The organism is Nocardioides coralli, from assembly GCF_019880385.1.
GTDB lineage: Bacteria > Actinomycetota > Actinomycetes > Propionibacteriales > Nocardioidaceae > Nocardioides > Nocardioides coralli.
Window position 1 is genome coordinate 2858686 of sequence record NZ_CP082273.1, and the last position, 12004, is coordinate 2870689.

The 12004-nt window shown below is 74.7% G+C and carries 12 protein-coding genes; 3 read left to right on the forward strand and 9 right to left on the reverse strand.

Going from position 1 to position 12004, the window contains the following annotated elements; genetic code table 11:
* The first annotated feature begins 34 nt into the window (after positions 1–34).
* Both K6T13_RS13970 and K6T13_RS13975 read left to right on the forward strand, forming a co-directional pair.
* Positions 35–475 (forward strand): hypothetical protein, encoded by a 441-nt coding sequence (locus tag K6T13_RS13970; RefSeq protein WP_222895155.1) that lies wholly within the window; start codon positions 35–37, stop codon positions 473–475.
* The gene (locus K6T13_RS13975) at positions 472–1797 is read left to right on the forward strand and encodes a hypothetical protein (RefSeq protein ID WP_222895156.1); all 1326 of its coding nucleotides are present in this window, start codon (positions 472–474) and stop codon (positions 1795–1797) included. Before K6T13_RS13970 ends, K6T13_RS13975 begins: the two co-directional genes overlap by 4 nt.
* A gap of 52 nt (positions 1798–1849) precedes the next feature.
* On the opposite strand, the gene tsaD is transcribed toward K6T13_RS13975, so the two are convergent.
* Positions 1850–2893, reverse strand: a complete 1044-nt coding sequence (gene tsaD, locus K6T13_RS13980) for a tRNA (adenosine(37)-N6)-threonylcarbamoyltransferase complex transferase subunit TsaD (RefSeq protein ID WP_222895157.1) — start codon at positions 2891–2893, stop codon at positions 1850–1852.
* Between the two features lie 30 nt (positions 2894–2923).
* On the opposite strand from tsaD, the gene K6T13_RS13985 reads away from it, so the two are divergent.
* Positions 2924–3679: a GNAT family N-acetyltransferase gene (locus tag K6T13_RS13985; RefSeq protein ID WP_222895158.1), complete on the forward strand. Its 756-nt coding sequence runs from the start codon at positions 2924–2926 to the stop codon at positions 3677–3679.
* On the opposite strand, the gene rimI is transcribed toward K6T13_RS13985, so the two are convergent.
* The 8 genes from rimI to glmS form a co-directional block, all read right to left on the reverse strand.
* Entirely contained in the window at positions 3613–4071 is a 459-nt protein-coding gene (rimI, locus tag K6T13_RS13990) for a ribosomal protein S18-alanine N-acetyltransferase (RefSeq protein WP_222895159.1), read from the reverse strand. The two genes, K6T13_RS13985 and rimI, sit on opposite strands and share 67 nt — an antisense overlap.
* On the reverse strand, positions 4068–4724 hold the full coding sequence (gene tsaB, locus K6T13_RS13995; RefSeq protein ID WP_222895160.1) for a tRNA (adenosine(37)-N6)-threonylcarbamoyltransferase complex dimerization subunit type 1 TsaB: 657 nt from the start codon (positions 4722–4724) through the stop codon (positions 4068–4070). Before tsaB ends, rimI begins: the two co-directional genes overlap by 4 nt.
* A gap of 13 nt (positions 4725–4737) precedes the next feature.
* Positions 4738–6132, reverse strand: coding sequence for a tRNA (adenosine(37)-N6)-threonylcarbamoyltransferase complex ATPase subunit type 1 TsaE (gene tsaE, locus K6T13_RS14000; RefSeq protein WP_222895161.1), 1395 nt, complete (start codon positions 6130–6132; stop codon positions 4738–4740).
* A complete protein-coding gene (locus tag K6T13_RS14005; RefSeq protein ID WP_222895162.1) occupies positions 6129–7172 on the reverse strand; it encodes an alpha/beta fold hydrolase in 1044 nt (347 codons plus the stop codon). Before K6T13_RS14005 ends, tsaE begins: the two co-directional genes overlap by 4 nt.
* Positions 7169–8293 (reverse strand): alanine racemase, encoded by a 1125-nt coding sequence (gene alr, locus K6T13_RS14010; RefSeq protein WP_222895163.1) that lies wholly within the window; start codon positions 8291–8293, stop codon positions 7169–7171. The genes K6T13_RS14005 and alr overlap by 4 nt, the downstream gene beginning before the upstream one ends.
* A complete protein-coding gene (locus K6T13_RS14015) occupies positions 8290–9708 on the reverse strand; it encodes a bifunctional ADP-dependent NAD(P)H-hydrate dehydratase/NAD(P)H-hydrate epimerase (RefSeq protein WP_222895164.1) in 1419 nt (472 codons plus the stop codon). Before K6T13_RS14015 ends, alr begins: the two co-directional genes overlap by 4 nt.
* A gap of 78 nt (positions 9709–9786) precedes the next feature.
* Positions 9787–10140 (reverse strand): holo-ACP synthase, encoded by a 354-nt coding sequence (locus K6T13_RS14020; protein ID WP_222895165.1) that lies wholly within the window; start codon positions 10138–10140, stop codon positions 9787–9789.
* Positions 10140–11984, reverse strand: a complete 1845-nt coding sequence (glmS, locus tag K6T13_RS14025) for a glutamine--fructose-6-phosphate transaminase (isomerizing) (protein ID WP_222895166.1) — start codon at positions 11982–11984, stop codon at positions 10140–10142. Before glmS ends, K6T13_RS14020 begins: the two co-directional genes overlap by 1 nt.
* Positions 11985–12004: the final 20 nt, after the last annotated feature.

Below are 12004 nucleotides of genomic sequence, written 5' to 3' on the forward strand. Positions count from 1 at the left end.
GCCGCTGCACCGGAATCCTGATCCAGGGGGATGCATGGCACTCGTCGTCGACGCCGGAGGTTTTCTCACGGCGGCGGGCGTGTCCGACGGCACCGTCGACCAGATCCTGTCGATGCTCGAGGGCAGTGGGCGGGCCGTGCGCGAGAAGCAGGACCTGCAGCAGGTGCCCGCCGGCGCCCTCGGCGCTGCCGCGACCGCCCAGGAGCTGCAGCACCACGCTGGCAAGGCCCACGCCGTCGTCGTGCAGGCGATGGCCGAGATGGTCGCCGGTCTCGAGGGCTACCACGCCAGCGTGACCCACTTCCGCAAGGACGTCCACGACACCGACGCCACCCAGGCCTCCGAGCTCCTCCGCCGGCAGCGCCGGGTCGACGACGTCACCGCCCTGGAGCAGCTGGCGCTCGCCGAGCAGTGCACCCAGGCGGCGACGTACGACGCCGAGGGCTGTGAGGTGCCGGGCGGGTCGGACGCATGAGCAAGGGTCCCGAGCAGATCCGGTTCGAGCAGGCCGTCGACTCGGCTGCTCCCGAAGGGGCGATGTCGGCCGCCTTCGAGTGGTTGCGGGCCGCCGAGGCCCTCAGCACCGTGGCCCTCCAGCTGCGCGAGCGGTCGGGATCGGCCGAGACCATCTCCGAGCAGACCGGCCCCCGGATGCGCGAGGCCTTCGTCAGGTCCGCCGAGGCCATGGACAAGCGGGCCGAGAAGCTCCGTCGTGGCGGGGCGTCGCTCCAGGACGCGGCGGCGCGCATCGACACCGCCCGCAGCGACCGCGCCAAGCTCAAGCCCCTCGACGACCCGGGGACGTGGACCGGCCCCAGCTCGCCGAAGACGCCCGAGGAGGTCAAGGCCCGGGCCGAGTACGACACCGCGGTCGACACCTACGAGAAGAACCGGCGCTTCAACGAGGCCCTGGCCCGCCAGCACAACGAGCAGATGGACTCCCAGAACCGTGAGACGACGCGGGTGATGAAGTCGATCCACGGGGAGCCCGACCCGGTGCCGCAGGCCGCCGGGCCGGCCGGTGGCGGCGCGGCCCGGGTCCCGGCCGGTACGCCGGGTGGTGCCACCACCGCGACGGGGCCCACCCCGGGGTCCTTCTACTCCTCACCCGCCGCAGGCGCGGCCCCGCAGACCACCGCGTCCACCGCCTCCACCGCCTCCACCGGAACGACCGGTGACACCCAGCAGGGCGGGACCGTCGGCACCCCGCAGGGCGGAGGCACGCCCGCGGCCGCCTCGGGCGCATCGGCGGCCCCCGCGACCTCACCCGCCGGCAGCACCGGCAGCACGGGCGGCACCCTCGGCGGGGTCGCCGCCGCCACAGGAGGTGCTGTCATCGGCGGCGCCGGTGGCGTCCTCGGCGGCGTGCGTGGCGCTCCGCTGCCCGTGTCGAGCAGCAGCACGGGCACCAACGCGGCCCGCGCCCTCGGCTCGTCGGCCCGCACCGGCGCGGCCGGCACCCTCGGTCGCACCACCGCCGCGACGCCCGCGACGGGCACCCGGCCGGCAGCGGGCGCCTCGGGAGCCGCTCGGGCGGGTTCCAGCACCAGCCGGGTCGCGACCCGGGCCTCGACCCGGTCCACACCCGGGGCCGCCGCCGGCACCGCCGGCGGTCGTGCCGCCCCGTCCACGACCGGCGCACCGGGGGCCGGCCGCCGCGCAGCCTTCGGCGGGCAGGTCGTGGCCGGTCGCGCCGGTCGGACCACGGGCGACGACCGCACCCGCCCCACGGACCACCTCCCCGGTGACCAGGACTGGCTCGACGACGAGGACGTCTCTCCCTCGGTCCTCGACTGATCGACGCCGGCCCCGCCGAGCCCCCGGTCCCCCGCCGGGGGCTCGGTGCGTGTCAGGCCTGGACGGCCGTGACCGGCTGGGAGGAGTCCGCGGGCAGGTCCAGCGCAGACGGCGTACGCCGTCGGGCGACCATCTCGGCCCCCAGGGCTGCCACCATGGCGCCGTTGTCGGTGCACAGCCCCGGTCGCGGCACCCGGACCCGGATCCCGCGGGCGCTGGCCCGCTCCTCCACGAGCACCCGCAGCCGGGAGTTGGCCGCGACGCCGCCCCCGACGAGGACGGTGTCGATGCCGTGGGTCGCTGCCGCGTCGACCGCCTTGCGGGCCAGCACGTCGCACACCGCCTCCTGGAAGGAGGCCGCCACGTCGGCCACCGGGACCGGTTCGCCGCTGCGCTCGCGCGCCTCCACCCAGCGGGCCACGGCCGTCTTGAGACCGGAGAAGGAGAAGTCGAACCGGTGTCGCTCGAGGTCGCGACGGGAGGTCAGGCCGCGCGGGAAGTCGATGGCGATGCTGCTGCCCTCGCGGGCGGCCCGGTCGATGTGGGGTCCGCCGGGGAACGGCAGCCCCAGCAGTCGGGCGACCTTGTCGAAGGCCTCGCCGGCGGCGTCGTCGATGGTGGCGCCCAGCGGCTCGACGTCGCCGGTGACGTCGGAGACCCGCAGCAGGCTGGAGTGGCCGCCGGACACCAGCATCGCCAGGCACGGCTCGGGCAGCGCCCCGTGCTCGAGCTGGTCGACGGCGACGTGGGCCGCGAGGTGGTTGACGCCGTAGAGCGGCTTGCCGAGCCCCAGCGCGAGCGCCTTGGCGGCGGCGACGCCGACCAGCAGCGCACCGGCCAGGCCCGGCCCCGAGGTGACCGCGACCGCGTCGACGTCGTGCAGCCGCACGCCGGCCGTCTCGCACGCCCGCTCGATGGTCGGCACCATCGCCTCCAGGTGTGCCCGGCTGGCGACCTCCGGCACGACGCCGCCGAAGCGGGCGTGCTCGTCGACGCTGCTCGCCACCGCGTCGGCCAGCAGCGTGTGGCCACGCACGATGCCGACGCCGGTCTCGTCGCAGGAGGTCTCGATGCCGAGGACCACGGGCTCGTCCATGGCCCCATCATGCCCGGGCACAATGAGGCCGTGGGTCGCGTGGGGGTCGTCCAGCTGGCCCACCTGCCGTTCGTGAGGCACACGGTCGATCCCGACCTGCTGGTCGACGCCTGGTCGTCCGACGACGGCGCCGCCCTCGTCCTGGCCGGACGCGCCACCCACGAGGGGATCCGGACGGTGGCCACCGGCTTCGGCCGCGCCGCGTCACTCACCCCGCTGCTGGACCGCGCCGCCGCCACCCACCCCGTGCCGGCGCGACTGCTGATCTCGGCGGGGGCCGAGCCCGCCGTGCCCGCCGCGTGGCGCTGGGAGCCCGGTCGACCCTGGCACTGGATGCTCACCCGCGACGTCCCCGCCGAGCAGGATGGTGACCCGCGGGTCGAGGAGCTCCGTGACCCGACCGAGGTGGCTGCGCTGCTGGACCGTGAGGCACCCGACTCCTTCGCACGGCCCGGCACCCCGGGGGTCGAGGCGTGGCTCGGCGTCCGCGCCGACGGGGTGCTGCTGGCCGCCGGAGCAGTGCTGCGCCAGCACGACGGCAGCGGTCACCTGCGTGCTGTCACCGTCTCCGCCGATGCGCGAGGGCGCGGCCTCGGACGGCTGCTGAGCACCGCGCTGACCCACCGGGCCCTCATCGGTCCCCGGGTGTCGAGCCTCGGGGTGTACGCCGACAACGGGCCGGCGCTGCGCATCTACGCCGGGCTGGGCTACCGGACCTGTCACACGCTGGTCGGCGGACCGCTGACGAGGCGCTCCAGCACCACGGCCGTCGCTCCGTCGCGGTAGTAGCGGGGCCGCCGGTCGAGCTCCCGGAAACCGTTCTCGCCGTAGAACGCCAGCGCGGGGACGTTGTCCTCGCGGACCTCGAGCATGATCCGCTCCGCGCCCTCCGCGACCGCCAGGTCGACCACGTCGTCGAGGAGCGCCGTGGCGACCCCTGAGCGCCGGTACGCCGGGTCGACCGCGATCCGCTGCAGCTCCACCAGGTCGGCGACCGCGCTCGCGACGGCGTACCCCACCAGCCGGCTGCCGCTGCGGGCGACGAGGTAGTGCACGCTCGGCACCCCGCCGGTCACCCCGTCGCGGACCAGCCCCTCCGACCACGCGTCGCGCCCGAGGGCGACCTGCTCGAGCCGGGCGATGGCCGGGACGTCGGCGGTGGTGGCGCGCCCGATCACGTGCCGGGACCGTCGGGGAGCGCGGGCTTGCGGGCACCGGGCGTGGCCGCGTCGGGCCGCCGCAGGTAGAGCGGCTCGGGGTCGCGCAGCTCCGCGCGCTCGCCGGCCACCGTGCGGGCCAGCCAGCCGGCGCTCGGGCGCAGCGGCCGGACACCGGTGGGGAAGTGGTCCGGGTAGAGGGCCGCCCCCTCCCCGACGACCTGTGCGTCGGTGGCCAGGTCGGCGGGCTTGTCGACGACGGGTCCGGCGAGCCGGGTCCCCTCCTCGTCGTACGACGCGAGGTAGACCTCCTTGCGGCGTGCGTCGGTGGCCACCACGAAGTCACCGATCACCGAGCCGGTGTCGACGGCCTCCACGGCCAACACGTCGAGGGTGCAGACGCCGTAGACGGGGATCTCCAGCACGAACCCGAGGGTCCGGGCGGTGACCAGCCCCACGCGCAGCCCGGTGAAGGGGCCCGGCCCGACGCCGACGGCGATGGCGGTGAGGTCCTGGCGCACGATCCCGACCTGCTGCAGGGCCCGCTCGACCAGGGGCGCCAGCTGCTCCCCGTGGCGCATGGTCTGCTCGCTGGCGAGCTCGGCGACCACGTCGGTGCCGTCGTGGACGGCAACGGTCACGGTGGGGGTCGCGGTGTCGAAGGCGAGCAGCACAGCGACAGGGTAGTCAGACGCTGCGGAGGACCCGCACCACGTGGGCGTCGATCGCCGAGAGTCCGGCGTGGTCCTCGACCGGGTCCCACCAGGCCAGTCCGTCCACGTCGGCACCCGGCCGCAGGCCGTCGGGCCCGGGCACCACGGCCCGGTAGATCGCGACCCGCTTGATCACGCGCTCGTGGCCGTACTGGATCGTGGCGACGCCGCAGAAGTCGACCTGTCCGGGCTCGCCGCCGGTGGCGCGGCGGTACTGCTCGACCACCGCGGCCCGCGGCGACGCGTCGGGGGCCAACCGGGCCAGCGGCAGCTCCCACTCGGCGGTCCGCGTGTTGTGGACCAGCAGCACGCGGTCCTCGTGCTCGGGGACCAGCATCGACATCGTCAGCGGGACCTCGCGGTCGAGGTCGTGGAGGTCGCGCTCCGCGCAGGGCCAGAAGTCGACGAGCAGCGTCTCGTCGGGCTTCTCGGCCAGCGGCGGGCGCTGGGTGTCGGGCACCTCGAGCTCGTACCAGCGCGGCCCGACGGGCATCATCAGCACCCGGCGCGGGTCCAGCCCCGGGGCGTCGCCCACGTGCGCGAGCGCCCGGATGATGCGCAGCTCCAGCCGCGACTCCGCCAGCCCCTCGGCGATGCCCTCCCCCCACTCGACGACCGTCACCGAGTCGTCGAGGGAGGCGTCGAGGTCGAGGTCGTCGAGCTCGTCGATGCCGCCCAGCCGGTAGGCGTCGACGTGGACCAGCGCGGGCCCGTCGGCCAGCGAGGGGTGGACCCTGGCGATGACGAACGTCGGGGAGGTGACGTCGCCGCGGACCCCGAGCCCCTCCCCGATGCCCTGCGTGAGCGTGGTCTTGCCAGCCCCGAGCTCCCCCGTGAGGACCACCAGGTCGCCTGCGCGCAGCTGGTCGGCGAGGGCCCGACCCAGGGTGCGCATGCTGTCGGCGTCGGGCACGTCGAAGAGGAAGGTGTTGAGCGGCCGTCGCAGCTCGACGTTGGGCTCGTTGCGACGTACCTCCCGGAAGCCGCGACGCTCCCAGAAGGCCACCGTCTCGGGCAGCTCGAGGCGGGCGACGACCGTGAGGTCGTCGAACCCCTCGGAGGCGGCGACGGCGGCCTCGATGAGCCGGGCGGCGATGCCATGACCCTGGACGTCGGGCAGGACGCCGAAGCGGCGGAGGTACATGGTGGTCCCGACCGGGTCGAGGACCAGACCGCCGACGGCTCGACCGTCGAGGGTGGCGAGCAGGCCGCCGCGGGGGCCCAGCAGCGTCGCCATCGACTCCGCGGTCTCGGTGAGGGTGGCGGCGGGTGGGTCGAGCGGCGGCCGCGCCGCGAACGCCGGGCGTACGGCGGCCAGCAGCTCCTCGGCGCGGTCGGGACCGACCGCGTGGATCTCGACGCCGGTCACGACAGCCCGACCCGTTCCCCGGCCGCGGCCAGCAGCTGGTCGAGCGCGGCGTTGACCTGCTCGTGGCGCTCCATGATCACCATGTGGCCGGCGCCCTCGCACTCCACCAGCTGGGCGTCGGGGATCCGCGACGCGAGCTTGCGGCTGTGGCCGATGGAGGTGACCTTGTCGCGGGTGCCGCCGATGATCGTGACGGGCACCTCGGTCAGGGCGTGGATCGTCTCGAACTTGTCGAACGACGTGAACGTCGGGAAGAACTCCGCGATCACCTCGAAGGGCGTGGCCGAGAGCATCTCGTCCACGAAGTCGATGTAGGACGCCGGGACGTCGTCGCCGAAGGCGAAGCGATCCGTGACCACCGTCGCGACCGCCTGACCCGCCCGTCGCAAGCCGTCGACGGTGCGGTGGCCGCGCGCCAGGACCGCCATGGTGCGCATCGCCAGTGCGCTGCCGAGCGTGGAGGGCAGCAGCGGCGCCACGATCCGGTGCGGGTCGAGACCGCCGGCGGTGGTCGAGATCAGGGCGACGCCCACGACCGTGTCCCCGAAGAGCTCGGGCCGCTCCTCGGCCAGCGCCACGATGCTCATGCCGCCCATGGAGTGGCCGACGAGGACCACCGGGCCCTCGCCCACCTGGTCGAGGACCTGGCCCAGGTCGCGGCCGACCTGCTCGATGGTGGCGTTGCCCTCGCGGGAGCGCCCGGAACGGCCGTGGGAGCGCTGGTCGTAGAACACGGTGCGCACCAGGCCGCGGTAGCCGGCGCGCTGGAAGTGCCAGCAGTCCATGTTGAGGGCGTAGCCGTGGACGAAGACCACCGTGAGCGGGGAGCCGGGAAGCTCGTCGACCTCGACGTGGAGTGGTACGCCGTCATCGGTGACGACGGTGCGTGGCTTGGCCCGCAACGAGCCGAAGGGCGCGTGGTCGCCCGCCCCCCGGTGGGCGATGATCCGGCGCTGCCGGGCGACGCCGAGGGCGGCGCCGGCAGCCGCCACGCCGGCTGCGGACGCGGCGATGCCGATCAGTCGGCGGCGGACGCTCACAGGACGGTCCCTTCGTCGACGTGCTGACGCTCGAACCGGCCGCCGAGCCGCGTCACGATCTCGTAGTTGATGGTGTCGCACCACACGGCCCAGTCCTGGGCCGTGGGCTCGCCGTCGTCACCGGGCCCGAACAGGACCACCTCGTCCCCGGCCTCGGCGTGGTCGTCGCCGAGGTCGACCACGAGCTGGTCCATGCAGACCCGGCCGCGGATGGGCCGCCGGCGGCCGCGCACCCACGCCTCGGCGCGGTTGCCCGCCCGCCGCATCACCCCGTCGCCGTACCCGACGGGCACCAGCCCGAGCGTGGTCGGCCGGTCGGCCCGCCAGGTGTGCCCGTAGGAGACGCCGTCGCCGGCCGCGACCCGCTTGACGAGCGAGAGCCGGCTGCGGGCGGTCATCACCGGCCGGAGCACGACGTCGTGCGGGGCGAGGGGTGCCGGGTCGAGCCCGTAGGCCGCGATGCCGCACCGCACCAGGTCGAAGCGGGAGCTCGGCCGCAGCAGCGTCGCCGCACTGTTGGCGAGGTGGCGCACCTCGGGGCGCAGCCCCGCGGCCGCCGCGACGTCGAGCGCCTGCCGGAAGGCGGTCTCCTGGGCGTCGTTGGCCGGGTGGTCCGGCTCGTCGCTGCAGGCGAAGTGGGACCAGATGCCGGTGACCCGCCAATCGCCGCGCTCCTCACCGGCCCGCGCCTCGGCCACGACGGCCTCCCACTCCTCGAGGGTGGCCCCGCCCCGGGAGAGACCGGTGTCGACCTTGAGCTGCACGCGTGCGGGAGCGGCCCGGCGCGTGGCGGCGGCGATCTCGGCCAGCTCCGCCCGGCTGTAGGCGGTCACGTCCACATCTGCCTCGACGGCGGCCGCATAGTCCTCGCCGGGGACCCCCAGCCAGCACAGCAGGCGGTCGCGGTCCCCCACCTGACGCAGCCGCAGCGCCTCGTCGATCGTGGCGACTCCCAGCCACTCCGCGCCCGCCGCCCGTGCCGCGCGGCCGGCCTCGGCGATGCCGTGGCCGTAGCCGTCGGCCTTGACGACCACCATCACCGGCACCCCGGCGTGCTGGCGCAGCCGGGCGACGTTGTGGCGGAGCGAGGGCAGCTCGACGACGATCTCTGCCCTGCTCATTCCCGCGATTCTTCCATCCCCCCGCTGAGCACGTGGCGCAGCGTCTCGGGAAGCGTCTCCGCGACCAGCCCGGCGGTCAGCGGACCGCCGCGGCTGGCCAGGGTCGCCGCGGCACCGTGGACCCAGCTGCCGACCGACGCGGCGTCGTACGCCGGGAGGCCGGCCGCGAGCAGGGAGCCGATCAGCCCTGCCAGCACGTCGCCGGCCCCCGCCGTGGCCAGCCACGGCACGCCGGTGGTGGTGACGCGGACGGGTCGACCGGGCTCCGCCACGAGCGTGTGACGCCCCTTGAGGAGCACCACCGCCCCGAACCGCTCGGCGGCCGCGCGTGCGTGGGCCAGCGGCCTCGCCTCGACGTCCGCGCGGGCGACGCCGGTCATGGCGGCCAGCTCGCCGGCGTGGGGCGTGAGGACGACCGGCACGGGGAGCGGGCCGGTGACGTGGGTCAGGGCGTCGGCGTCCACGACCAGCGGGACGCCGTCGTCGGCCGCCGCCTCCAGCTCCGCGGCGGCCCCCTCACCGCCGCCGGGGCCGACGACCCAGGCCTGGACCCGGCCCTCCCCCACCACCTCGGGGTGGGCCTGCCGGACCGCGTCGGCGACCTCGCCGACGCAACGCACCATCCCGGCAGGGCCGGCCATCGCGCCGGCGACGCACAGCGTCGCGGCGCCCGGGTAGGTCGCGGAACCGGCCCGGACCCCGACGACACCGCGGGTGTACTTGTGGTCGGTGCCCTGCGGGCGCGGGAGCAGCCGACGGACGTCGGGGGGCTGCAGCGACTCCACGACCGGGTCGGGCAGGTCGAGGCCGATGTCGACGAGGTGGATCGCGCCGCAGGCGGCCGCGGCCGGGTCGACGAGGTGGCCCACCTTGTGGGTGCCGAAGGTGACCGTCAGCGAGGCGGTCACGTGGTTGCCGTCGAGCTCGCCGGTGTCGACGCCGATGCCGCTGGGCGTGTCGACGGCCACCACGGGGACACCCGGGAGGTGCTCGAGCGCGGCCGCTGCCGCGGGTCGCAGCCCCGGCGTGCCGCCGATGCCGACGATCCCGTCGACCACGAGGTCCACCACCCCGTGCGTCTCGGCGTCGGCGACGACGTCGTGGGGCTCGGCCACGGTGCCGCCCGCGGCCCGCAGCGCCGCCAGTCCCCCGTCGTGCACCTGGTCGGCCAGCAGCCACGCCTCCACCGCCACGCCGCGGCGGGCCAGCCGTGCGCCGGCGTGGAGGGCGTCGCCACCGTTGTTGCCGGCGCCGACCAGCAGCACCACCCGCCGGCCGTAGCCGCCGCCCAGCAGGTCGAGGACCGCATGGGCCAGCCCCGTGGCCGCCCGCTGCATGAGCACGCCCTCCGGCAGGGTCCGCATCAGGGCCTCCTCGGCCTCGCGGACCTGCTCCACGGTGTGCGCCCGACGCATGGGCCCACCCTATTCGCGGCGTGTGCCTCAGAGTGCGTCATGGCGCACCCTCAGGCACACGCGGCCACAGGGGACCCGTCAGGACTCGAGGACGACCATCGCCGAGGCGATCCCCGCGTCGTGGGAGAGCGAGAGGTGGACCGTGCCCACGCCCAGCTCGTCGGCCCGCGTGCGCACGCTCCCCCGGATGACGAACCGTGGCCGGCCCGAGACCTCCGACTCGACCTCCGCGTCGTGCCAGGCCATCCCGACGGGGGCGCCGAGCGCCTTGGCCAGCGCCTCCTTCGCCGCGAACCGCGCGGCCAGCGAGGCCGGCGGCCGGCTGGCCTCCGCCGGCGTGAAGAGCCGCTCGAGCAGCCCGGGAGTCCGCTCCAGCGACGCCAGGAACCGGTCGATGTCGACCACGTCGATGCCGACCCCGATGACCGCCACTACTCGACCGTGACCGACTTGGCGAGGTTGCGGGGCTGGTCGACGTCGTGGCCGAGCTGGGTCGCCAGCTCGCAGGCGAACAGCTGCAGCGGGACGACGGCCACCATCGGCTGCAGCAGCACGGGCACCTCGGGCAGCCGCACCAGCGCGTCGGCGTACGGCGTGATCGTGTCGTCGCCCTCCTCGGCCAGGCAGATGGTGCGCGCACCGCGGGCGCGGACCTCCTGGATGCCGCTGACCATCTTGTCGTGCAGGAAGTCGCGGCCCCGGGGCGGGACGACGCAGAGCACGGGCACACCGTCCTCGACGAGCGCGATCGGGCCGTGCTTCAGCTCACCGGCGGCGAAGCCCTCGGCGTGCAGGTAGGCGAGCTCCTTGAGCTTGAGCGCCCCCTCGAGCGCCACCGGGTAGCCGGCGTGGCGCCCCAGGAACAGCACCGACGTGTTGTCGACGTGAGCCCGCGCCAGCTCGTAGACCTGCTCGTCGCCGTCGAGGACCGCCTGGATGTGGTCGGGCATCTGCTCGAGCTGGTCGATGATCTCGGCGATCTCGTCGCCGAAGCGGGTGCCCTTGACCTGGGCCAGGTAGAGGGCGAGCAGGTAGCAGGCGACCAGCTGGGTGAGGAAGCCCTTGGTCGAGGCGACACCGATCTCGGGGCCGGCGTGGGTGTAGATGACACCGTCGGACTCGCGCGGGATCGTCGAGCCGTTGGTGTTGCAGATCGCCAGCACCTTCGACCGCTGCACCCGTGCGTGCCGGATCGCCTGCAGCGTGTCGGCGGTCTCGCCGGACTGGCTGATCGCCACGACGAGCGTCCGCTGGGTGAGGATCGGGTCGCGGTAGCGGAACTCCGAGGCCAGCTCGACCTCCACCGGGATGCGGGTCCAGTGCTCGACGGCGTACTTCGCGACCATGCCGGCGTAGAACGAGGTCCCGGCCGCGATCACGATGATCTTGTCGATGTCGCGCAGCTCATCGTCGGAGAGCCGCATCTCGTCGAGCTGCAGCAGACCCTCCGGCGTACGCCGCCCCAGCAGCGAGTCGGCGACCGCACGCGGCTGCTCGTAGATCTCCTTGCGCATGAACCAGTCGTAGCCGCCCTTCTCGGCGGCCGAGAGGTCCCAGTCGACGTGGTAGCGCCGCCCCTCCGCAGGCGTCCCGTCGAAGTCGGTCACCTGCACCCCGTCGGCGGTGATCGTGACGACCTGGTCCTGGCCGAGCTCCATCGCCTCGTGGGTGTGCTCGATGAAGGCGGCAACGTCGGAGCCGAGGAAGTGCTCACCCTCGCCGATCCCGACCACCAGCGGCGAGTTGCGGCGCGCCGCCACGACCCGGGAGGGGTCCTGCGCGTCGACGGCGACGAGCGTGAAGGCGCCCTCCAGCCGACGGCTCACCTCCTGCATGGCGGTGGTCAGGTCCCGGCCGGCGACCACCGCCAGCTCGAGCAGGTGGGCGGCGACCTCGGTGTCGGTGTCACTGACCATGACGTGGCCGGCACGCTCGAGCTCGCCGCGCAGCTCCGCGAAGTTCTCGATGATCCCGTTGTGCACCAGCGCGACCCGTCCGGTGCGACCGAGGTGGGGGTGGGCGTTGGGGTCGTTGGGCGCGCCGTGGGTGGCCCAGCGGGTGTGCCCGATGCCGGTCGTCGCGGCCGGCAGGGGCTGCTCCGCGATGGCCTTCTCGAGGTTGGCCAGCTTGCCCGCACGCTTGTCGTGGGCGATCGCGCCGTCGGAGACGAGAGCCACGCCGGCAGAGTCGTAGCCCCGGTACTCCAGGCGACGCAGCCCCTCGATCACCACACCCTGCGCCGGTTGCTGACCGACGTACCCGACGATTCCGCACATGGCCGCGAGTCTAGGGCGTG

Coding starts and splice junctions, on each gene's coding strand:
- K6T13_RS13970 (WP_222895155.1), top strand. CDS start 35: ATGGCACTCGTCGTCGACGCCGGAGGTTTTCTCACGGCGGCGGGCGTG.
- K6T13_RS13975 (WP_222895156.1), top strand. CDS start 472: ATGAGCAAGGGTCCCGAGCAGATCCGGTTCGAGCAGGCCGTCGACTCG.
- tsaD (WP_222895157.1), bottom strand. CDS start 2,893: ATGGACGAGCCCGTGGTCCTCGGCATCGAGACCTCCTGCGACGAGACC.
- alr (WP_222895163.1), bottom strand. CDS start 8,293: ATGAGCAGGGCAGAGATCGTCGTCGAGCTGCCCTCGCTCCGCCACAAC.
- K6T13_RS14015 (WP_222895164.1), bottom strand. CDS start 9,708: ATGCGTCGGGCGCACACCGTGGAGCAGGTCCGCGAGGCCGAGGAGGCC.
- glmS (WP_222895166.1), bottom strand. CDS start 11,984: ATGTGCGGAATCGTCGGGTACGTCGGTCAGCAACCGGCGCAGGGTGTG.